Source organism: Streptomyces asiaticus (assembly GCF_018138715.1).
In the GTDB taxonomy this organism is placed as follows: domain Bacteria; phylum Actinomycetota; class Actinomycetes; order Streptomycetales; family Streptomycetaceae; genus Streptomyces; species Streptomyces asiaticus.
This window is the reverse complement of sequence record NZ_JAGSHX010000006.1, coordinates 8,422,714-8,444,018: the sequence shown is the minus strand read 5'-3', so window position 1 is coordinate 8,444,018 and position 21,305 is coordinate 8,422,714. Positions and strand designations below refer to the sequence as shown.

The 21,305-nt window shown below is 71.6% G+C and carries 16 protein-coding genes; 10 read left to right on the top strand and 6 right to left on the bottom strand.

Annotation, left to right across the window (positions count from 1 at the left end):
* Nucleotides 1-7: 7 nt before the first annotated feature.
* Nucleotides 8-436 carry a helix-turn-helix transcriptional regulator gene (locus tag KHP12_RS43940; RefSeq protein WP_086882581.1) on the bottom strand — a complete coding sequence of 143 codons (429 nt, stop codon included), beginning with the start codon at nt 434-436 and terminating at the stop codon, nt 8-10.
* A gap of 265 nt (nt 437-701) precedes the next feature.
* Here KHP12_RS43940 and KHP12_RS43935 point away from each other — a divergent pair, with 265 nt between their 5' ends.
* Nucleotides 702-3,095 carry an ATP-binding cassette domain-containing protein gene (locus KHP12_RS43935; RefSeq protein WP_086882580.1) on the top strand — a complete coding sequence of 798 codons (2,394 nt, stop codon included), beginning with the start codon at nt 702-704 and terminating at the stop codon, nt 3,093-3,095.
* A 55-nt stretch (nt 3,096-3,150) separates the two neighbouring features.
* Here KHP12_RS43935 and KHP12_RS43930 read toward each other — a convergent pair whose 3' ends face one another.
* On the bottom strand, nt 3,151-4,329 hold the full coding sequence (locus KHP12_RS43930; RefSeq protein WP_086882579.1) for an acyl-CoA dehydrogenase family protein: 1,179 nt from the start codon (nt 4,327-4,329) through the stop codon (nt 3,151-3,153).
* Nucleotides 4,330-4,466: 137 nt separating this feature from the next.
* Nucleotides 4,467-6,575 (bottom strand): pyridoxamine 5'-phosphate oxidase family protein, encoded by a 2,109-nt coding sequence (locus KHP12_RS43925; RefSeq protein WP_211834525.1) that lies wholly within the window; start codon nt 6,573-6,575, stop codon nt 4,467-4,469.
* Between the two features lie 141 nt (nt 6,576-6,716).
* On the opposite strand from KHP12_RS43925, the gene dhaK reads away from it, so the two are divergent.
* From dhaK to KHP12_RS43890, 7 genes are all read left to right on the top strand, one after another.
* Nucleotides 6,717-7,709 (top strand): dihydroxyacetone kinase subunit DhaK, encoded by a 993-nt coding sequence (gene dhaK, locus KHP12_RS43920; RefSeq protein WP_086880521.1) that lies wholly within the window; start codon nt 6,717-6,719, stop codon nt 7,707-7,709.
* 59 nt (nt 7,710-7,768) lie between these two features.
* Complete coding sequence (gene dhaL / locus KHP12_RS43915; RefSeq protein ID WP_086880522.1) at nt 7,769-8,404, top strand: dihydroxyacetone kinase subunit DhaL; 636 nt, start codon at nt 7,769-7,771, stop codon at nt 8,402-8,404.
* Complete coding sequence (dhaM, locus tag KHP12_RS43910) at nt 8,401-8,811, top strand: dihydroxyacetone kinase phosphoryl donor subunit DhaM (protein WP_020873511.1); 411 nt, start codon at nt 8,401-8,403, stop codon at nt 8,809-8,811. The genes dhaL and dhaM overlap by 4 nt, the downstream gene beginning before the upstream one ends.
* A gap of 702 nt (nt 8,812-9,513) precedes the next feature.
* Complete coding sequence (locus KHP12_RS43905; RefSeq protein ID WP_086880523.1) at nt 9,514-10,593, top strand: polyprenyl synthetase family protein; 1,080 nt, start codon at nt 9,514-9,516, stop codon at nt 10,591-10,593.
* Complete coding sequence (locus KHP12_RS43900; RefSeq protein ID WP_086880524.1) at nt 10,590-11,513, top strand: terpene synthase family protein; 924 nt, start codon at nt 10,590-10,592, stop codon at nt 11,511-11,513. The genes KHP12_RS43905 and KHP12_RS43900 overlap by 4 nt, the downstream gene beginning before the upstream one ends.
* A 14-nt stretch (nt 11,514-11,527) precedes the next feature.
* Entirely contained in the window at nt 11,528-12,889 is a 1,362-nt protein-coding gene (locus tag KHP12_RS43895) for a cytochrome P450 (protein ID WP_051573588.1), read from the top strand.
* Between the two features lie 82 nt (nt 12,890-12,971).
* Nucleotides 12,972-14,333 (top strand): cytochrome P450, encoded by a 1,362-nt coding sequence (locus KHP12_RS43890; protein ID WP_086880525.1) that lies wholly within the window; start codon nt 12,972-12,974, stop codon nt 14,331-14,333.
* 182 nt (nt 14,334-14,515) lie between these two features.
* Here KHP12_RS43890 and KHP12_RS43885 read toward each other — a convergent pair whose 3' ends face one another.
* Nucleotides 14,516-15,709: a cytochrome P450 family protein gene (locus tag KHP12_RS43885; protein WP_086880526.1), complete on the bottom strand. Its 1,194-nt coding sequence runs from the start codon at nt 15,707-15,709 to the stop codon at nt 14,516-14,518.
* 122 nt (nt 15,710-15,831) lie between these two features.
* Between KHP12_RS43885 and KHP12_RS43880 the strand changes: the two genes are divergently transcribed.
* Nucleotides 15,832-16,512: a TetR/AcrR family transcriptional regulator gene (locus tag KHP12_RS43880; protein WP_086880527.1), complete on the top strand. Its 681-nt coding sequence runs from the start codon at nt 15,832-15,834 to the stop codon at nt 16,510-16,512.
* A 162-nt stretch (nt 16,513-16,674) separates the two neighbouring features.
* The gene (locus KHP12_RS43875) at nt 16,675-18,114 is read left to right on the top strand and encodes an MFS transporter (protein ID WP_086880528.1); all 1,440 of its coding nucleotides are present in this window, start codon (nt 16,675-16,677) and stop codon (nt 18,112-18,114) included.
* 52 nt (nt 18,115-18,166) lie between these two features.
* Here the strand turns inward: KHP12_RS43875 and KHP12_RS43870 are convergent, their stop codons facing one another.
* Nucleotides 18,167-20,212 (bottom strand): helix-turn-helix domain-containing protein, encoded by a 2,046-nt coding sequence (locus KHP12_RS43870; RefSeq protein WP_086880529.1) that lies wholly within the window; start codon nt 20,210-20,212, stop codon nt 18,167-18,169.
* Between the two features lie 281 nt (nt 20,213-20,493).
* Complete coding sequence (locus tag KHP12_RS43865) at nt 20,494-21,300, bottom strand: 3-hydroxybutyrate dehydrogenase (RefSeq protein ID WP_086880530.1); 807 nt, start codon at nt 21,298-21,300, stop codon at nt 20,494-20,496.
* Between the last annotated feature and the right edge of the window lie 5 nt (nt 21,301-21,305).

The window sequence follows — 21,305 nt, the reverse complement described above, 5'->3', positions numbered from 1 at the left end:
GCTCACGCTACGGCCGCGCGGCGGGGCTCGCTTCTCCGTTTCTGACCGGTCGCGTGTGGATCTTGGCCATGCACGCCGGGATGGCGGCGCCGTCGTCATGGCCGCGGGCCCGGTAGCTGCTCGGGCTCTCGCCGACCAGCTGTGTGAAGCGCGAGCTGAACGACCCCAGCGAGGTACAGCCGACCGCGATACAGACCTCGGTCACCGTGAGGTCGCCACGCCGCAGCAGCGCCTTGGCCCGCTCGATGCGGCGGGTCATCAGATAGCTGTACGGGGTCTCGCCGAAGGCGGCGCGGAAGCTGCGGGAGAAGTGGCCCGGCGACATCAGGGCGCCCCGCGCCAGCGCCGGGACGTCGAGCGGCTCGGCGTAGTCGCGGTCCATCCGGTCGCGGGCCCGCCGCAGCCGGACGAGGTCATCGAGATCCTGCCGTTTCACCGGCTCAGTTTCCCACAGCAAACGGTCGAGAGGGGAACCGGTCAGGAATGGAGAAGCCCCGGTCACGGGGGCGTGGCTAGCGTCTGCGGCACCGGCCGCGACCCCGCGGGCAACATGATCCGCATCAACGAGCTGCCCTGAGCCGTACCGCGGGAACAGCTGTGACCTGCGAACCGGACGTATTGTTCGAAGCCGGTCAGGTCGATTCGGGCGACACCGGCGGGGGCCGCGCGGGCGGCCCCCGCCCGAAACAGATGGAGACACCATGAGCAGGGCCACGGACAAGGACACGCGGTCGCCTGAACCGCACGCCGCCGACAGTCACGATCTGATCCGGGTGCACGGCGCGCGCGAGAACAATCTCAAGGACGTCAGCATCGAGATCCCGAAGAGACGGCTGACGGTGTTCACCGGCGTCTCGGGCTCGGGCAAGAGCTCGCTGGTGTTCGACACCATCGCCGCCGAGTCGCAGCGTCTGATCAACGAGACCTACAGCGCCTTCCTCCAGGGCTTCATGCCGAACCTGGCGCGCCCCGAGGTCGATGTGCTCGACGGGCTGACCACCGCCATCACCGTCGATCAGCAGCGGATGGGCTCCGACCCCCGGTCCACCGTGGGCACCGCCACCGACGCCAACGCGATGCTGCGCATCCTCTTCAGCCGGCTGGGCAGCCCGCACATCGGCCCGCCCGCCGCGTACTCCTTCAACGTGGCGTCGGTCTCGGCGACGGGTGGCTTCACGGTCGACCGCGGGGCCGAGAAGACGAAGACCGAGAAGGTGAGCTTCAGCCGCACCGGCGGCATGTGCACCCACTGCGAGGGCCGGGGCGCGGTCTCCGACATCGACCTCACCCAGCTGTACGACGACTCCAAGTCGCTCTCCGAGGACCCGTTCACCATCCCCACCTACACCGGGGACGGCTGGGTGGTGCGGGTCATCTCCGAGTCGGGCTTCTTCGACAAGGGCAAGCCGATCCGCGAGTACACCAAGAAGGAGCGGCACGACTTCCTCTACCGCGAGCCGACCAAGGTCAAGATCAACGGGGTCAACCTCACCTACGAGGGTCTGATCCCGAAGCTCCAGAAGACCTTCCTGTCCAAGGACCGGGAGTCGATGCAGCCGCACATCCGGGCCTTCGTGGACCGGGCGGTCACCTTCGCCGAGTGTCCCGAGTGCGACGGCACCCGGCTCAGCGAACAGGCCCGCTCCTCCAAGATCGGCAAGATCAGCATCGCCGACGCGTGCGCGATGGAGATCCGCGACCTGGCCGGCTGGGTCCGCGGACTCGAGGAGCCGTCGGTGGCGCCGCTGCTCGCCAAGCTCCAGCACACCCTGGACTCGTTCGTGGAGATCGGCCTCGGCTATCTCTCACTCGACCGGGCCTCGGGCACGCTCTCCGGGGGCGAGGCCCAGCGCACCAAGATGATCCGGCACCTCGGCTCCTCGCTCACCGATGTCACCTACGTCTTCGACGAGCCCACCATCGGTCTGCACCCGCACGACATCCAGCGGATGAACAACCTGCTGCTGCGGCTGCGGGACAAGGGCAACACGGTGCTCGTGGTGGAGCACAAGCCGGAGACGATCGCCATCGCCGACCATGTCGTGGACCTCGGCCCCGGCGCCGGCACGGCGGGCGGCACCGTGTGCTTCGAGGGCACCGTCGAGGGGCTGCGGGCGAGCGACGGCGTGACCGGCCGCCATCTCGACGACCGGGCCACGCTCAAGGAGACGGTCCGCAAGGCCACCGGGCAGCTGGAGATCCGCGGCGCGAGCGCCAACAACCTGCGGGACGTCGACGTCGACATCCCGCTGGGGGTGCTCTGCGTCGTCACCGGCGTCGCGGGCTCCGGCAAGAGCTCGCTCGTCCACGGCTCCATCCCGGCCCCGGAGGGTGTGGTCTCGGTGGACCAGACCCCGATCCGCGGCTCGCGCCGGAGCAACCCGGCCACGTACACCGGGCTGCTGGATCCGATCCGCAAGGCGTTCGCGAAGGCCAACGGCGTCAAGCCGGCGCTGTTCAGCGCCAACTCCGAGGGCGCCTGCCCCACCTGCAACGGCGCCGGTGTCATCTACACCGACCTGGCGATCATGCAGAGCGTGGCCACCCCCTGCGAGGACTGCGAGGGCAGGCGGTTCAGCGCCTCGGTGCTGGAGTACCACCTCGGCGGCCGTGACATCAGCGAGGTGCTGGCGATGCCGGTGACCGAGGCCGAGGAGTTCTTCGGCAGCGGCGAGGCGCGCACCCCGGCGGCCCACAAGATCCTTCAGCGGATGACGGACGTCGGACTCGGCTACCTCACCCTGGGCCAGCCGCTCACCACGCTGTCCGGTGGCGAGCGGCAGCGGCTCAAGCTGGCGGTCCACATGGCCGACAAGGGCGGGGTCTACGTCCTCGACGAGCCGACCACCGGGCTGCACCTCGCCGATGTCGAACAGCTGCTCGCTCTTCTGGACCGGCTCGTGGACTCCGGCAAGTCGGTCATCGTCATCGAGCACCACCAGGCCGTCATGGCGCACGCCGACTGGATCGTCGACCTCGGCCCCGGCGCCGGTCACGACGGTGGCCGGGTCGTCTTCGAGGGCACCCCGGCCGACCTCGTGGCCGCCCGGTCCACCCTCACCGGTGAGCACCTCGCGGCGTACGTCGGCGGCTGACCGGGACCCTCGCGGCTGACCGGGACCCTCACGGGAAGCGCCGCCGGACGGCGGCTCAGCGGCGCACCCGTGGCATCCCCAGCCCGATCCAGGAGATGATCTCCCGCTGGACCTCGTTGTTGCCGCCGCCGAAGGTGAAGACGACGCTGCTGCGGTAGCCGCGCTCCAGCTCGCCGTGGAGGACCTCGCCCGCCGAGCCCTCCTTGAGCGGGCCGGCGGCGCCGACGATCTCCATCAGCCAGGCGTAGGCGTCGCGGCGCGCCTCGGAGCCGTACACCTTGACGGCGGAGGCGTCCTGCGGGGTGAGGGCCTCCCGCTCGAGGGCCTCCACCATCTGCCAGTTGAGCAGCTTCATGGCGTCCAGCCGGGCGTGGGTGCGGGCCAGCCGGCCGCGCACCCAGCCCAGGTCGATCACCCGGCGGCCGTCGGGGAGCTTGGTGTCGGCGGCCCACTGGCGGACGCCGCGCAGGGCGCGGATGGCCATGGTGCCGTGGGCGGCGAGGGTGACCCGCTCGTAGTTGAGCTGGGTGGTGATCATGCGCCAGCCCTCGTTCTCGGCGCCGACGCGGCGGGTGGCCGGGACACGGATGTTCTCGTAGTAGCTGGCGGTGGTGTCGTGCGAGGCGAGGGTCTTGATGAGGGTGGCGGAGTAGCCGGGGTCGTCGGTCGGGACCAGCAGGATGCTGATGCCCTTGTGGGGTTTGGCGTCGGGGTCGGTGCGGACCGCGAGCCACACCCAGTCGGCGGTGTCGCCGTTGGTGGTCCAGGTCTTCTGGCCGTTGACGATGTAATCGTCGCCGTCGCGCACCGCGCGGGTCTTGAGGGAGGCGAGGTCGGTACCGGCGTCGGGCTCGCTGTAGCCGATCGCGAAGTCGATCTCGCCGGAGAGGACCTTGGGCAGGAAGTACGCCTTCTGCTCCTCGGTGCCGAACCGCATGATGGTGGGCCCGACGGTGTTGAGCGCCATCAGCGGCAGCGGCACCCCGGCCTGGGCCGCCTCGTCGAAGAAGATGAACTGCTCGACCGGGCCGAGCCCGCGCCCGCCGTACTCCTCGGGCCAGCCCACCCCCAGCCAGCCGTCGGTGCCGAGCCGGCGGATGGTCTCGCGGTAGAACCGCTTCTGCCCGGTGGAGTCGGCGTAGCGTGCATAGGCGTCATCGGGGACCAGTTCGGCGAAGTACGCGCGCAGTTCATCGCGCAACCGCCGCTGATCAGGGGTGTATTCGAGGTCCACGGCCCCTCCTGGAGTCTCGCGTGCGCCATGACGGCCGGCTGGGAGCGTCCTGGGATCGAGGGGCACGGTAGAACGTGTTCCAACAATACGGAAGGGCCGTGGACCGGGCCGGTCGGACCGGTCCACGGCCTCAGGTCTCAGCCCTCCACCCGGGGCGGGGTGTCGTCGCCGCCCGGCCGTACGGCCCGTACCGGCCGGCCCGGGCGCCAGGTGCGCAGCACCATCCGCCCGTCCTCCAGGGCGGTGTGCACCACCTCGGTCACCTCGGCCCGGAAGAGGTGGAAGGGCTCGGGCGGGTGGACCTCCTCGGCGAAACGGGCGAGCGTCCCGGGGTCGGTCACCTCGACCGCCCGGCCGCTCACCCGGACGTCGCCCTCGGTCAGGTCCTCACCGGGGCCGGGGTTGGCCTGCACCGAGAACCGGGGGTCACGGCGCAGGTCCAGCGCCTTGCGCGACTCCGGCATCATGCCCAGCCACAACTCGCCGGAGAGGAAGTTCACTTCGAGCGGGGTCACGCGCGGGGAGCCGTCCTGGCGCAGGGTGGCCAGCACATGGTGGCGGTAGCGCCGGAAGCGGTCCTGGGCGTAGTCGGCGAAGGCGGGCTCGGCCGCCGCGAATCCGGCCCAGCTGGTGGTCGGGTAGGACATCGTCATGGCGCCCATGCTCGGACCGTTTCCGGACGTCTCCTGTCGGGATTTCCGGGCTTCCCACTCCCGCGCCTGGTCCGGGGGCAGATACGCGTTCCACTCGGTGCCCGGCAGCGGATAGGCGACCCAGGTGCGGGCGTAGGCCGGTGGCCGGGCCCGGCCGCGCCGCAGCAGCAGCGCGGTCGGCTCCCGGGCGGCGCGGCGCAGCAGCGAGGGCAGGGTGATGGACCGGTTGTTCCCGCTGGTCTGGGCGGAGGAGCAGCCCGCGTGGTACGCGACGGGCAGGGCGCGGTCGCCGGTCACCAGGCAGGGCGGCCGCAGCCCGAGCCCCTGGAGCCCCTTCGCGGCGGTGCGATAGCGGCCGGTGGTGGCGTCGGACTGCCTGACGGTGTGGTTGAGGATGACGAACTGGCTCGCCAGATGGAGCGTGATGATCACCCCGAGGGCGACCGCCAGGTGCTGCGGCGACCGCGCGGCCCGCACGGAGCGGAACACCAGCCCGGCGATCGGCAGCGCGAGCAGCGCGTACGAGGGCATCAGGAAGCGCGGTGCGGAGTAGCCGATGAGCAGCAGATACGGCAGGGCGAGGGTGGCCGCGCAGGCGATGGGCAGCACGGTGAGCGGTACGGCGGGGGGCCGGACGGCCGGGCGGCCGAGACCCACCCGCACCCGGCGCGACTCCTGCCGGTCGCGCAGGGCGGTGTGCACCGCGAGGAGGGTCAGCACGGGAAGCGCCAGCCACCACACGGTCAGCTCCGGGTGGCGCAGCGGCACCTCGCAGGGGCGGCACAGCTGGGGTCCGTTGAGGCTGCGCAGCGCGGCGCCGACGCTGAAGTGGAGGCCCATGCCGCCCTCGACGTCACTGGAGACGTTCAGCCGCTCCCCGATGCCGCCGAAGCGGTCGTACGCCTCCCCGATCCACTGGGCGGCGCCGAGCAGCGCTCCGCCGATCAGCGGAAGCAGGGCGGGTCGCCAGGTGCGCACCCCGATCGCGCCGATCAGCAGCGGCAGGGCGAGCCATCCCCCGTCGGGGGTGCGCACCAGGGTGACGCCCGCGAGGACGGCGGCCAGCCACCAGCGGGCGTTCGGTTCGTCCGGGACCCGGAGGAACCAGCCGACGGCGGCGACGGCGCCGATCGCCACCCAGAGGTTGGGCATCACCGCCGGCCCGCTGATCTGGGTGATCCACAGCCCGGAGAACAGCAGCGCGGCCAGGGCCACCTGGGGCGCGGGCAGCAGCCGGGTCCAGACCCGGAAGGCGCCGTAGAGCGCGCCCGCGGACAGCAGCATCAGCAGGATCCGCAGCGCCGGAATGGAGTCGGTGGCGGAGACGAGGGGCGCGACCAGGAGACTGACGCCGCGCGAGCGGGGTGCGCTGAAGTACGCGGGCGGGGTGCGCGGATCGACCTGGGAGACATACACGGACTCGTCCCAGCCCAGCGCGTGGCCGGTGTGCGGGATCACCATGGTGAGCTGGACCACGGCGTATCCGATGGCGACCAGGCCGAGCCAGGGGGCCGGACGACGGTACCGCTGCGGCGGGCGGGGCTGGGGGCGCGGGGGCAGGACGGCGGCCGCCGGTGCGGCAGTATTCTCCATGCGCGCACCATATGATGACTATGTACCTTTTTCGTCCTATTGGGCCGTTCGGCTCAGTGTCCAAGGGGTGCCAGGGACGCGGCGGATCCGTACGCTGTTGCAGCGGTGCACACCCCCATCCGGCGGAGGACGGACACACCTATGAAAATGCTCATCAACGTCCCCGAGACCGTGGTCCCCGACGCGCTGCGCGGACTGGCCGCCTGCCACCCCGAGCTGATCGTCGACGTCGACAACCGGGTGATCGTCCGGCGGGACGCGCCGGTCGAGGACAAGGTGGGACTGGTCTCCGGCGGCGGCTCGGGGCACGAACCGCTGCACGGCGGTTTCGTGGGTCCCGGCATGCTCGACGCCGCCTGCCCCGGCGAGGTGTTCACCTCCCCCGTGCCGGATCAGATGGTGCGCGCGGCGGCCGCGGTGGACAGCGGCAAGGGCGTGCTGTTCATCGTCAAGAACTACACGGGTGACGTACTCAACTTCGACATGGCCGCCGAGCTCGCCGAGGACGAGGGCATCCAGGTCGCCAAGGTCCTGGTCAACGACGACGCGGCGGTCACCGACAGCCTCTACACGGCGGGCCGGCGCGGCACCGGCGCCACCCTGTTCGTGGAGAAGATCGCGGGCGCGGCGGCCGACGAGGGCGCGCCGCTGGAGCGGGTGGAGTCGATCGCCCGGCGGGTGAACGAGCTCTCGCGGAGCTTCGGCGTCGCGCTCAGCGCCTGCTCCACCCCGGCCAAGGGCGGCCCCACCTTCGATCTGCCCGCCGGGGAGCTGGAGTTGGGCGTGGGCATCCACGGCGAGCCGGGGCGTGAGCGGCGGGCGATGATGACCTCCCGCGAGATCGCCGACTACGCGGTGGAGGTGGTGGTCGAGGACCTGCGCCCGGACAGCCCGGTGCTGCTGCTCGTCAACGGCATGGGGGCGACCCCGCAGCTGGAGCTGTACGGCTTCGCCGCCGAGGTGCACCGGGCGCTCGGCGAGCGCCGGGTGGCGGTGGCGCGTACGCTCGTCGGCAACTACGTCACATCACTCGACATGGCGGGCGCCTCGATCACGCTGTGCCAGGTCGACGAGGACCTCCTGCGGCTGTGGGACGCGCCCGTGCGGACCGCCGGGCTGCGCTGGGGCGCCTGAGGCCGGCCGGCCCCCGATACGTACGCTGTCGCCGTTGGCTACACCCCGAGGAGGCGTCTGTGTCCAGCAGTGAACCCGCCGTCGACGACGTGCTCGACACCCCTTTCTTCCTCCGATGGCTCACCGCCGCGGCCACGTCCGTGGGCCGTGAGGCGGCCCGTCTCACCGACCTGGACTCCGCGATCGGCGACGCCGACCACGGCACCAATATGCAGCGCGGCTTCGCCGCCGTGACCGAGGCGCTGGAGAAGGAGCCCCCGGGCTCCCCCGGGGCCGCCCTCATCCTGGCCGGGCGCCAGCTGATCTCCAAGGTGGGCGGCGCCTCAGGACCGCTGTACGGGACGCTGCTGCGGCGCGCCGGCAAGGCGCTCGGCGACGCCGAGCAGATCACCCCGCAGCAGCTGGCGGACGCGCTGCGGGCCGGGGTGGACGCGGTGGCGCAGCTCGGCGGCGCCGCGGCCGGCGACAAGACGATGCTGGACGCGCTGCTCCCCGCCGTCGAGGCGCTGGGCGGGGGCACCGGGTCGTTCGCGGCCGCGGGCGAGGCCGCCGAGAAGGGGGCGCTGGCCACCGTGCCGATGCTGGCCCGCAAGGGCAGGGCCAGCTATCTGGGTGAGCGCAGCGTGGGCCACCAGGACCCGGGCGCCACCTCGTCGGCGCTGATCGTCGGCGCACTGGCGGAGGCGGCCCGATGACCGACGAGAGCGGGAAGGTCGGCATAGTCCTGGTGTCGCACAGCGCGGCGGTGGCGGACTCCGTCGCCGAGCTGGCGAAGGCGCTGTCCGGCGGCGGCACGGCACCGGTCCGCGCCGCGGGCGGCACCGCGGACGGCGGCTTCGGCACCAGCCCGGAGCTGATAGCGGAGGCGGCCCAGGCGGTCGACCGGGGCGCCGGAGTGGCGGTCCTGGTGGACCTGGGCAGCGCGGTCCTGTCCGTCAAGGCGCTGCTGGCCGAGGGCGACGAACTGCCCGACGGCACCCGATTGGTGGACGCGCCGCTCGTGGAGGGCGCGGTCGCGGCGCTCGTCACCGCCTCCACCGGGGCGGATGTGGAGGCGGTGCTCCAGGCGGCCTCGGAGGCGTACGACTACCGCAAGGTCTGATACCGCCGCACGCTATGGGACGGGGCCCCGCCGGTGACGGCGGGGCCCCCTTCCGTCCGGGTCCCCTTCCGCCCGGTTCCTGTTCAGCCTGGTTCCTGTTCAGCCTGGTTCCTGTTCAGCCTTCAACGAACACTCCGGGCCCATATTGCGCCGCCGCTTATTCCCCTGATACTCCGCGCGTACGGGGCGAGTTGCCCGGTTTCGGACCGCTCGGGGCACGGCGACAGCACCCCGCCCCCTTCGGCCGTCAAGTGATAGGCGCGATACCAGAACGGGCTTCCGAATCCGTCGATCTTGCGTCTAGACTGCTCATGTCCGAGTGGGGGGACCGGCGGCACTCAGGGGGAATAAATGGGCGTAAATGAGTGTGCCCGCGCGCACCTGGCATCCATCGAACCGATGATGTCCACGCGGGTGTCGCACCGGCCGTGGCCCCTTTGCGGCCCGGCCCGGATTCCACGCGCGGAAATGACTACTCCGCGCCGACCGCACGATTCCCTGACCGTCTGATCTTCGCGCCTGTCACGGGCGTTCGACATATCGACCATGGGCGGCGGTCGTGTCTCGCGCCTGCCTTCATGGTGCCGTACAGGGCACGGACGGCAATCCATCTTTTTCCATACAAAGCAAGGGTTTCCGCGTGCCTGTTTTCTTCTCCTTAATCAACGGATTTCGACATTTCGACGTGGAGGAGTCAGTCGCATGACCACACCCACGCTCAGCCCCGGCCGCTTGGATGCGGATACCGTCCGTGAGTCGGTGGACGTCGTACTCGAAGATTTCCTGACGGCCAAGGCCCACACCACCCCGCAACACCATCTGCCGTATCTCTCCGGGCTGCTCAAGGATTTCCTGTCCGGCGGAAAACGCATACGACCGCTGTTGTGTGTCACCGGCTGGCAGGCCGTCGGCGGTGGCGAGGACACCGCCCCGGTGTTCCGGGTGGCCGCCTGCCTGGAGATGTTCCATGCGTTCGCGCTGATCCACGACGACGTCATGGACGACAGCGACACCCGTCGCGGCCGGCCGACCATCCATCGCACCCTGGCCGCGCTGTGTGCCACCGACCGCAGGCCCGAGCAGATCGAGCGGTTCGGGGTCAGCGGGGCGGTGCTGCTCGGCGACCTCGCCCTCACCTGGTCGGACGAGCTCCTGCACGCCGCCGGTCTGACGCCCGTCCAGTTCGACGCCGTGCTGCCGCTGCTGTCGGAGATGCGCACCGAGGTGATGCTGGGCCAGTACCTCGATCTGCAGGCCACCGGGGAGCTGACGGACGACGTCGAGGCCACCCTCACGGTCAACCGGTACAAGACCGCCAAGTACACCATCGAGCGTCCGCTGCACGTCGGAGCCGCCATCGCGGGCGCCGGCCCGGAGGCCATGGAGGCGTTCACCGCCTACGCCCTGCCGCTCGGCGAGGCGTTCCAGCTCCGCGACGATCTGCTGGGCGTGTACGGCGATCCGGAGTCCACCGGCAAGTCCCAGCTGGACGATCTGCGGGCCGGGAAGAACACCACCCTGATCGCGCTCGCCCTGCGCGGCTCGGACAGCGCCCAGGCGGCGCGGCTGCGCAGCCTCATCGGCAATCCGCTGCTTGACGAGCGGGACGCCGCGACCATTCAGGAGATCTTCGCCGCCACCACCGCCCGGGATGCCGTCGAGCAGATGATCGACGACCGCCGGGCACAGGCCCTGCGGGCCCTCGACGACGCCCCATTCACCGCGGACGCGGTCAACGCGCTGAAGCAGATCGCCCGCATGGCCACTGTGAGGAACTCATGACGACAGGACTTTCCACGGCCGGGGCCCAGGACATCAGCCGGAACAGCGTCCGCCCGTACCTGGAGGAGTGCACCCGCCGCTTCCAGGAGATGTTCGACCGCCATGTCGTCACCCGGCCCACCAAGGTCGAATTGACCGACGCCGAACTGCGCGAGGTCATCGACGACTGCAACGCGGCGGTGGCCCCGCTCGGCAAATCGGTTTCCGATGAGCGCTGGATCTCCTATGTGGGGGTGGTGCTGTGGTCCCAGAGCCCCCGTCATATCAAGGACATGGAGGCGTTCAAGGCCGTCTGCGTCCTGAACTGCGTGACCTTCGTGTGGGACGACATGGATCCCGCACTCCACGACTTCGGCCTCTTCCTGCCCCAGCTGCGCAAGATCTGCGAGAAGTACTACGGCCCCGAGGACGCGGAGGTCGCGTACGAGGCGGCACGCGCCTTCGTCACCAGTGACCATATGTTCCGCGACTCGCCCATCAAGGCGGCGCTGTGCACCACGTCCCCGGAGCAGTATTTCCGTTTCCGGGTCACCGACATCGGCGTCGACTTCTGGATGAAGATGTCGTATCCGATCTACCGGCATCCGGAGTTCACCGAACACGCCAAGACGAGCCTGGCCGCTCGCATGACCACCCGCGGACTCACCATCGTCAACGACTTCTACTCCTATGACCGCGAGGTCTCCCTGGGCCAGATCACCAACTGTTTCCGGCTCTGCGATGTGAGCGATGAGACGGCGTTCAAGGAGTTCTTCCAGGCCCGGCTCGATGACATGATCGAGGACATCGAGTGCATCAAGGCGTTCGACCAGCTGACGCAGGACGTCTTCCTCGATCTGATCTACGGCAACTTCGTCTGGACCACCAGCAACAAGCGCTACAAGACGGCCGTCAACGACGTCAACTCTCGCATCCAGTGAGGGAACGGGGACCCGTGACTCCCGCGAAGAGCTCCGCACCGCCGGAGCGCCCCTGGACCACCGGCACCGCGCCCGGCTCGGTGCCGCTGCTGGGGCACACCCTGGCGCTCTGGCGCCGTCCGCTCCAGTTCCTGGCCTCCCTGCCCGCCCACGGCGATCTGGTGGAGGTCAGACTGGGGCCCAGCCGCGCCTATCTGGCCTGCCATCCCGAGCTGGTCCGTCAGGTGCTGCTCAATCCCCGGGTGTTCGACAAGGGCGGGGTCTTCGACAAGGCGCGGCAGCTGCTCGGGAACAGCCTCTCGGTCTCCCGGGGCGAGGACCACCGCTACCAGCGGCGGATGATCCAGCCCGCGTTCCACACCCCGAAGATCGCCGCCTACACCGCCGCGGTCGCCGATGACACCCGCGCCGCGATCGGCTCCTGGGAGCCGGGGCGCACCCTGGACATCAGCGACACCATGCACGCCCTGCTGATGCGGGTGGCGGCGCGGACGCTGTTCTCCACCGGGATCGACGAGGCGACGATCGACGAGGCGCGCCACTGTCTGCGCATCGTCTCGGACGGCATCTACAAGCGCACGATGGCGCCTTTGGGGATCATGGAGAAGCTCCCCACCCCGGGCAACCGGCGCTATGACCGGGCCAATGCCCGGCTGCGGCAGATCGTGGACGAGATGATCCGCGAGCGCCGGCGCTCCGGCGCCGACCACGGCGATCTGCTCTCCACGCTGCTGCGCGCCGAACACCCCGAGACCGGTAAGGGCCTCGACGACGGCGAGGTCCTCGACCAGGTGGTCACCTTCCTGGTGGCCGGGAGCGAGACCACCGCCTCGACCCTCGCCTTCGTCTTCCATCTCCTGGGCGCCCACCCGGAGGTGGAGAAGCGGGTGCACGCCGAGATCGACGAGGTCCTGGAGGGCCGCAGTCCCACCTTCGAGGACCTGCCGTCCCTGGAGTACACCCGCGGGGTCATCACCGAGTCGCTGCGGCTGTATCCGCCGTCCTGGATGGCGATGCGGGTCACGGCGGCCGAGACCGAGCTCGGCGGCCGGACCGTCCCGGCGGGCACGATGATCCTCTACAGCGCCCAGGCGCTGCACCACAACCCCGAACTGTTCCCGGACCCGGAGCGGTTCGACCCCGAGCGCTGGCTCGGCGACCGCGCCAAGGAGGTGGAGCGCGGGGCGCTGCTCCCGTTCGGCGCGGGCAGCCACAAGTGCATCGGGGACGTCCTGGCGCTGACCGAGACCGCGCTCATCGTGGCGACGATCGCGAGCCGGTGGCGTCTCCGCCCGGTGCCCGGGACGACGTTGCGCCCCGAGCCGAAGGCGACGCTCGAACCCGGCCCGCTGCCCATGGTGTGCGAGCCGCGCTGACGGCGTCCGGTCCGGGGTCCGCCCCGGACCGGACGCCCCGCACCTTCCGTACCCCACCTCGCGAGTGAAGGACAGCTTCCGCATGAGGACCGCGCAGCAACCGGCGACGCGCCACTGGCGGCACGCCGTCGCCCCCGGCGGGCTTCCGCTGGTCGGCCATGCTCTGCTCATGGCCCGCAAACCGCTTCAGTTCCTGGCCTCCCTGCCCGCCCACGGCGATCTGGTCGAGCTCCGGCTGGGGCCCCGGCCCGTCTATCTGCCCTGTCATCCGGAGCTGATCCAGCAGGTGCTGGTGAACGCGCGGGTCTACGACACCGGCGGGCCGGTCAAGGAGAAGGCCAAGCCCATCCTGGGCAACGGTCTGATCACCTCCGACTGGGCGGACCACCGGCGGCAGCGCCGGCTGGTGCAGCCGGCGTTCCACACCGCCCGGATCGCCAAGTACGCCGAGGTGATGGAGCGGGAGTGCGAAGCCGAGTCGACGGCGTGGACGGCGCGCCGGCCCATCGACGTCAGTCACGAGATGCTCGCGCTCACCGCGCGGGTGACCGCCCGTGCGCTCTTCTCGACCGATATGGCGCCGCATGCCGTGGCCGAGATCCAGCACTGTCTGCCCATCGTCGTGGAGGGCGCCTACCGGCAGGCGATCGACCCCACCGGGCTGCTGGCCAAGCTCCCGCTCGCGGCGAACCGGCGCTTCGACGACGCGCTCGCCCGGCTCAACCAGCTCATCGACCGCATGATCGACGACTACAAGGCGTCGGACGACGGCGACCGCGGCGATGTGCTGTCCGCGCTCTTCGCGGCACAGGACGACGAGACCGGCGGCACGATGTCGGACCAGGAGATCCACGACCAGGTCATGACCCTGCTGCTGGCCGGGATCGAGACCACCGCCTCCGCGCTGACCTGGGCCTGGTTCCTGCTCGGCCGCAATCCCCTGGCCGAGGCCGCGCTGCACGCCGAGGTCGACGAGGTGCTGGGCGGGCGCGCCCCGCGCTACGCCGACGTCCCCCGGCTCGCGTACACCCAGCGGGTGTTCAGCGAGGCGCTGCGGCTCTTCCCGCCCGCGTGGCTGTTCACCCGGACCACCACCGAGACCACCGAGCTCGGCGGGCGGCGGCTGCCCCCGGCGTCGGACGTGCTGATCAGCCCGTATGTGCTGCACCGCGATCCGGCCCTCTTCCCCCGCCCGGACTCCTTCGACCCGGACCGCTGGCTCCCCGAGCGGGCCAAGGAGGTGACGCGCGGCTCGTATCTGCCGTTCGGCGGTGGCAGCCGGAAGTGCATCGGCGACGTCTTCGGCATGACGGAGGCGACGCTCGCCCTGGCCGCGATCGCGGGCCGCTGGCGGATGCGCCCGATTCCGGGGACGAAGATCCGGCCCAGGCCGCAGATGAGCCTCACGGCCGGTCCGCTGCGGATGATTCCGGAACCACGCTGAACGCCGGGCCCCACAGACCCGGCGGACCGCGGTGGGTGGCCACCGCGGTCCGCCGAGCCGGGCCGGCCGGGGTGGTTCGTCGCGTGCTCCTGGCCGGGACGGTTCGTCGCGTGCTCCTGCCCGGGGCCGTTCGCCGAGTGTTCCCGGCCGGGACAGTTCGTCGCGTGCTCCTGGCCGGGGGCTCAGGCGTCCGGAGCCGGGGTGAAACGTATCGGCAGCCGTCGCAGCCCGCGCAGCATCAGGCTGGGCCGCCAGGCGAGCTCGGCCGGATCGGCGTCCAGGGCGAGATCGGGGCAGCGCTCCAGCAGGGCCCGGAAGGCGATGGCCCCTTCGAGCCGGGCCAGCGGGGCGCCCAGGCAGTGGTGGACGCCATGTCCGAAGGCGAGATGGCCGCGCGGTGCGCGCCGGATGTCGAACCGGTCCGGCTCGGCGAAGCGCCGGGGGTCGCGCGACCCCGCGGCCAGGACGACCCCCACCGGCTCCCCGGCCGGAATGGTCGTGCCCGCGATCTCCACCGGCTCCCTGGTGAAGCGGAACGCGGCGCTCTCCACCGGGCCGTCGTAGCGCAGCATCTCCTCGATCGCGCCGTCCAGCAGCGACCAGTCGGCGCGCAGCGCGGCCAGCTGCTCGGGGTGGCGGAGCAGGGCGAGGATGCCGCTGGAGATCAGGTTGGCGGAGGTCTCGTAGCCCGCGACGAGCAGCACGAACGTCATGCCGAGCATCTCCTCGTCGGAGAGCGCGTCGCCGTCCCCGTCCATGGTGCGGACCAGGGCGCTGAGCAGATCCTCGCCGTGGCCGCGGCGCTTGGCCTCGATGAGCTCCGCGAAGTAGCCCGTCAGGGCCTGGGCGGCGGCACCGGCGGCCTCCGGGCGGGTCAGGTCGGTGCTCTCGAGGTACCAGTCGTGGAACGCCTTGCGGTCCGTCTCCGGCACGCCCAGCAGCTCGCAGATGACGGCCAGGGGCAGCGGCAGCGCGTAGTCCTCGACGAGATCGGCCCGGCCCAGCGGGGCCATCGCGTCCAGCAGTTCGTCCGCGATCTGCCGGACGCGGGGACGCAGGGCCTCGATCCGGGCCGGGGTGAAGGCGCGGGCCACCAGCCCCCGCAGCCGGGTGTGGTGCGGCGGGTCGGTCTGCACCATGTTCCGCCCGATGGCATTGCCGCCGTCGTCCTGCCACGCGGCCGAGTGACGGACGTCATTGCTCAGCCGGGGATCGGTCAGCGCGGCGCGGGCCTCCTCGTGGCCGACGACGAGCCAGAACTCACCGGAGGCGTCGGTGCGCACCCGGTGGACCGGGCCCCGCTCCCGCAGACGTGCGTAGACCGGATACGGGTTGGCGACGAAATCCGCGCCGAGCGCGGACAGATCCTGGGGCATGCGATCCCCTCAGTCGGTTGGCGGCTTCCCCCGAAGCCAGAACCGGGGATCATTCCCCGCTCTGGCGATGATCTTAACACCTAACCGGAGAGATTCCCCCGGTTAGTGTTAGGGTTCGGGCCATGGGCAGCCGTGTGGAGAAAGAGACACCGTTGCGCCGAGACGCACGGCGCAACCGCGAGATGCTGATAGCTGCCGCCCGGGAGATCTACACGGATCAGGGTGTGGACGCCCCGCTCGACGACATCGCCCGTCGGGCCGGAGTCGGCAGCGCCACCCTCTACCGGCGCTTCGCCGGCCGGGCGGAACTCATCGAGGCGGTATTCGGCGATTCCCTTCGGGACATTCTGCGGGCCGCCGAGGAGGCCCGCTCCGCGACCGACGCCTGGGCCGGGCTCACAGCCTACCTGGAGCGCATCTTCGGGCTGCTCGCCGCCGACCGGGGCACCAACGACCTGATGACCACCGGCATCCAGGGCGTCCCCTCGCTCGACGCACTCCGTAAGGAGAACCACAAGACGCTCGAGGACCTTCTGAGCCGCGCCCAGGAGCAGGGCAAGGTCCGGGCGGACGCCACCGCGGAGGACCTCCAGTTCATGCTGGCCGCGCTCGGCCGCGCGGTCCCCGGCTCGACCGTGGCCGCGCCACTGGCCTGGCGCCGCTATCTGGCCCTCCTGCTCGACGGGCTGCGCCCCGAGGGGTCCCATCCGCTCCCGGCCCCCTCGCTCACCCCTGACGAGCTCAACGCCGCCATGCTCCAGCTCGGCAAGGTACGGCGGCCGCGCACGGGACGCCCCGACTAGAGGGTCTCCGGGGCGGGCCGGCACAGAACGTTCGAGGAAGGGCGTGTCACCACAGGGGCCGGGTGAAGTATGTCGCCCGCCTACATATCCGAGCTGAACTGCGCATTTCTACGGTGTGGCAACACAAAACCGTCCCCGCACCTCGCTCGGAAGTGGTGACCCATGCCTACCCCGGATTCTCCGGCCTCCGCTCCCCCGACCCCGCCCGGCTCACTGCGCCGTATCGTCGCCGCGAGCCTGATCGGCACCACCATCGAGTGGTACGACTTCTTCCTCTACGGCTCGGCCGCCGCGCTCGTCTTCAACAAGCTCTTCTTCCCGGACTCCGACCCGCTCGTCGGCACGCTGCTGTCGTTCCTGACCTACGCGGTCGGCTTCGCCGCCCGGCCGGTCGGCGCCCTGGTCTTCGGCCACTACGGCGACCGGCTCGGCCGTAAGAAGCTGCTGATCCTGAGTCTGCTGATGATGGGCGGCGCGACCTGCGCCATCGGACTGCTGCCCACCCATGCCACGGTCGGCTCGGCGGCGCCCGTACTGCTCACCGCGCTGCGTCTGCTCCAGGGGTTCGCGCTGGGCGGCGAGTGGGGCGGGGCGGTGCTGCTGGTGTCGGAGCACGGGGACGCGCGGCGGCGCGGGTTCTGGGCGTCCTGGCCGCAGACCGGCGCCCCGGCGGGGCAGCTGCTGGCCACCGGAGTGCTCTCCGCGCTGACGGCCACGCTCTCCGACGACGCCTTCGAGTCATGGGGATGGCGGGTGCCGTTCCTGCTCTCGGGGGTGCTGGTGCTGGTCGGCTTGTGGATTCGTCTCTCTGTCGATGAATCGCCGGTCTTCAAGGCGGCGCTGGCCCGGGCCGAGGCCCGTAAGGCGGCCGCGGGCGGGGACGAGGACGCCGCCGAGAAGATGCCGCTGGTGGCGGTCCTGCGCGACCACTGGCGGGATGTGCTGATCGCCATGGGCGCGCGGATGGCCGAGAACATCAGCTACTACGTCATCACCGCCTTCGTCCTCGTCTACGCGACCTCCGACCATGTGGGCCTCGGCAAGCAGACCGCGCTCAACGCCGTACTGATCGCCTCGGCCGTGCACTTCGCGGTCATCCCGGCATGGGGCGCACTGTCGGACCGGATCGGGCGCCGCCCGGTGTATCTCCTGGGCGCGGCGGGCGTGGGCGCGTGGGCCTTCCCGTTCTTCCTCCTCATCGACACCAAGGGCTTCCCGGCCCTGGTGCTCGCCGTGACGGTCGGGCTGATCTTCCACGGAGCGATGTACGCGCCCCAGGCGGCCTTCTTCTCCGAGATGTTCGCGACCCGGATGCGGTACTCGGGGGCGTCGATCGGCGCGCAGTTCTCGTCCGTCGCGGCCGGTGCGCCCGCACCGCTCATCGCCACCGCGCTGCTGGCCGACTACAACAGCGCCACGCCGATCGCCCTCTATGTGATCGCGGCGGCCCTGCTCACCCTGGTGGCCGTGGGCGTCGCCAAGGAGACCCGGGACCGCGATCTGGCCGCCGTCGAACCGACCTCGGCTCCCTCCTCGGGGTCGGCGACGGAGGCGGAGGCGGAGGCGGCGAAGCGCACGGCCCGTTCGGCCTCGCCCCGGTAGCCCACGAGGCTCGGTAGCCCACGGCCGAGGCTCAGTGGCCCACGGCCGAGGCTCAGTGGCCGATGGCCGAGGTCAGGCGGTGCAGCCGCAGGGCGAGCTGGATCTCCAGGGAGCGGGCGGGCGACTGCCAGTCGGGGCCGAGCAGCCGTCCGACCCGCTCCAGCCGCTGTGCCACCGTGTTGACGTGCACGTGGAGGGCGTCCTTGGTACGGGCCGGGCTCATCCCGCCGGCGAAGTACGCGTCGAGCGTGCGGATCAGTTCGGTGCCGCGCCGCTCGTCGTAGTCGATGACGGCACCCACCGTGCGGGCCACGAAGTCCTGGACGCCGGTGCCGTCCGGGGCGCCCTCGCGGGTCCCGGCCAGCAGCAGACCGAGGAAGCCGAAGTCCTCGGCGGCGGCGCCCTGTCCGGCCCGGCCCAGCACCCGCAGGGCGGCCAGACAGCGCCGGGCCTCGGCGTAGCCCGCGGCGACCTCCCCGGGCCGCGCGGCGGGCGCGGGAACGGGTGCTGAGGCGCCCACGGTGACCGCGGCGTGCGCGGCGGTGCCCAGCTGCCGGGCGGTGCGGCGGGCGAGGGCGTCGGCGGTGTCACCTTCGGCGAGCGGCAGCAGCAGGACGGTGCCGCCGTCGCGGGCGACGGCCAGACCGTGCCGGGTGGCCGCCAGATGGGACGCGGCGGACCACAGCCGCCGACGGCCCGCGGCATCCTCGGCGGGCGCGCCACCGGACGTGCTGGACGTGTTTCCGGGCCCGCCTCCGTGGGTGGTGCCGTGGCCGTGTGTGGTGCCGTGCGTGGTGCCGTGTGCGTTGCCGGGCCCGGTGGTGGCTGTGCCCATGCCCGGGGCCTCGGTGCCCGCCGCGAGCACCACATGGGGCGTGTCCAGGTCCGCCTGGAGCCGCGCGGCGCGCTCCCGCAGCAGCCGGGGCTCCCGGTCGGGGGCGTCGAGGAGGTCGTCCAGGAGCTCACCGCGCACCCGCTGTTCGGCCTCGCCCGCCGAGCGGCGGGCGAGCTGAAGCAGCGAGGTGACCATCGCGGCGCGCTCCAGGGTGCGCTGGTCCACGGGGTCGAGCCGGGGGTGGCCGCGCAGCACGAGCGCGCCGAGCAGTTCGCCGCCCGCCGAGACCGCGGCGACCCAGTCCTCCTCGCCGTCGCGCACCGCGTGGCCGTCGGCCCGGGACCGGTCGACGGCCGCCGCGGGCGCCTCGTCGGCCTCGAGGAACTCCACGGAGCCGCTCAGCACCTCGGCCACGGCGTCGGCCACGTCGTGCACCCCGCCGCCGCGCAGCACCAGCTCGGTGAGCCGGTCGTGGACGTCGGAGGCGCGCTCGATGACCCGGCTGCGATCCCGGATGATCTCGTTGGCGGCCTCCAGCTCGGCGAGCGCCGTACGGGTCTCGGCGAGCAGATGGGCGGTGTCGATGGCCACGGCCGCGTGCGCGGCGAACGAGCCGACCAGCGCGATCTGCGCGCGTTCGAACACCCGGGCCCGGCGGTCGGCCGCGAACAGCACGCCGATGACACCGCTGCCGAGCAGCAGCGGCACCCCGAGGATGGCCACGAGTCCCTCGTCCCTGACGCCCGCGTCGATGGTGTGGGTGTGCTGGAACCGAGGATCATGGAAGTAGCTCTCGGTGACGTAGGGGCGGGCGGTCTGGGCCACCAGACCGCCGAGCCCCTCCCCCATGCCGAGCCGCAGCTGCTGGAAGCGGGCCGAGACCGAACCGTCGGTGACCCTCATATAGGTGTCACCGGCCGTCGGGTCGTTGAGCGTCAGATAGGCCACCTCGGTGCCCAGCAGGGAGCGGGCGCGCTGCACGATGGCCTGGAGCACCGCGTCCAGGTCGCGCAGCCCCGCCAGGTCGTGCGCGGTCTCGAAGAGCGCGGACAGCTCGGCCTCGCGGCGCCGTCGCCCCTCCAGCTCACCGCGTACCCGCAGGGCGAGCAGCTTGGCGGCCTCCAGGGCCGCCAGCCGGTCGGCCGGGGCCTTGTCGGCGCGGGCGCGCAGCACCGGACGCTCGTACGCCTCGGCGGGCGCGCCGCGTGCGAGCAGTTCCAGGTAGGGGTTCTCCGGCCGGTCGTCGGGCATGGTCACAGGCATACTCCCGCCGGGCGCGGCGGCGCCAGCCGTAAGGCGGCCCGGGGCCTTGTCGACGGGGCGGCCGGGCAGCAGGCGGTCCGGTGGCTGAGCCAATTGGCCACCGTCCGGAGCTGGCTCAGCCAATGGGCCATCGTCCGCCGGTGGCTGAGCCGATGGGCCACCGTCCGGAGGCGGCTCAGCCAATCGGCCACCGTCCGCCGGTGGCTCGGCCAATCCGCCTTCCTGGTCCAGTGGCTGAGCCAATCGGCCCTCAAAGGCCGGTGGCCGCTCCGATGGGCCGCTCAGTGGGCGGTCCATCCGCCGTCCATGCTCAGCGAGGCCCCGGTGATGAAGGACGTGTACGGACCGCAGAGGTACACGACGGCCTCGGCGACCTCCTCGGGCTCGACCAGCCGCTTGACCGCCGCGTCGGCAAGCATCACCTCGGAGACCACCCGCTCCGGTGAGATCCCGTGGGCCTCGGCCTGGTCGGCGATCTGCCGCTCGACGAGCGGGGTGCGCACATAGCCGGGGTTGACGCAGTTGGATGTCACCCCGTGCTCCGCGCCCTCCAGGGCGGCGACCTTGGAGAGCCCCTCCAGACCGTGTTTGGCGGCCACATAGGCCGACTTGTACGGGGAGGCGCGCAGCCCGTGCACCGAGGAGATGTTCACGATCCGGCCCCAGCCCTGGGCGTACATGTGCGGCAGCGCGCCGCGCACCAGCCGGAAGGGGGCCTCGAGCATCACGGTGAGCACCCGGGAGAAGACCTCGGGCGGAAAGTCCTCGATGGGCCGGACGAGCTGGAGCCCGGCGTTGTTGACCAGGATGTCGGTGCCTGCGGCGGCCCGCTCGGCGGCGTCGAGGTCGGTGAGGTCCAGGGGGTGGGCCTCGACCGGGCCGGGCAGTCCGGAGGCCGCGGCGACGAGGTCGGTCAGGCCCCCGGCGTCCAGGTCGACGGCCCGCACCCGAGCCCCGGCGGTGGCCAGCCGCAGCGTGCAGGCCCGGCCGATGCCCCCGGCGGCGCCCGTGACGAGTGCGGTACGGCCGGAGAGATCGAGGCCGCCGGACAGCCGTGAGTCCGGGCCTGGTGTGGTGGACGCGCTCATGAGGG

What these genes read in the sequence shown, in the direction of transcription:
- KHP12_RS43935 (WP_086882580.1), top strand. Translation starts at nt 702, where the DNA reads ATGAGCAGGGCCACGGACAAGGACACGCGGTCGCCTGAACCGCACGCC.
- KHP12_RS43925 (WP_211834525.1), bottom strand. Translation starts at nt 6,575, where the DNA reads ATGGAGAATACTGCCGCACCGGCGGCCGCCGTCCTGCCCCCGCGCCCC.
- dhaK (WP_086880521.1), top strand. Translation starts at nt 6,717, where the DNA reads ATGAAAATGCTCATCAACGTCCCCGAGACCGTGGTCCCCGACGCGCTG.
- dhaM (WP_020873511.1), top strand. Translation starts at nt 8,401, where the DNA reads ATGACCGACGAGAGCGGGAAGGTCGGCATAGTCCTGGTGTCGCACAGC.
- KHP12_RS43905 (WP_086880523.1), top strand. Translation starts at nt 9,514, where the DNA reads ATGACCACACCCACGCTCAGCCCCGGCCGCTTGGATGCGGATACCGTC.
- KHP12_RS43900 (WP_086880524.1), top strand. Translation starts at nt 10,590, where the DNA reads ATGACGACAGGACTTTCCACGGCCGGGGCCCAGGACATCAGCCGGAAC.
- KHP12_RS43890 (WP_086880525.1), top strand. Translation starts at nt 12,972, where the DNA reads ATGAGGACCGCGCAGCAACCGGCGACGCGCCACTGGCGGCACGCCGTC.
- KHP12_RS43885 (WP_086880526.1), bottom strand. Translation starts at nt 15,709, where the DNA reads ATGCCCCAGGATCTGTCCGCGCTCGGCGCGGATTTCGTCGCCAACCCG.
- KHP12_RS43880 (WP_086880527.1), top strand. Translation starts at nt 15,832, where the DNA reads ATGGGCAGCCGTGTGGAGAAAGAGACACCGTTGCGCCGAGACGCACGG.
- KHP12_RS43875 (WP_086880528.1), top strand. Translation starts at nt 16,675, where the DNA reads ATGCCTACCCCGGATTCTCCGGCCTCCGCTCCCCCGACCCCGCCCGGC.
- KHP12_RS43870 (WP_086880529.1), bottom strand. Translation starts at nt 20,212, where the DNA reads ATGCCTGTGACCATGCCCGACGACCGGCCGGAGAACCCCTACCTGGAA.
- KHP12_RS43865 (WP_086880530.1), bottom strand. Translation starts at nt 21,300, where the DNA reads ATGAGCGCGTCCACCACACCAGGCCCGGACTCACGGCTGTCCGGCGGC.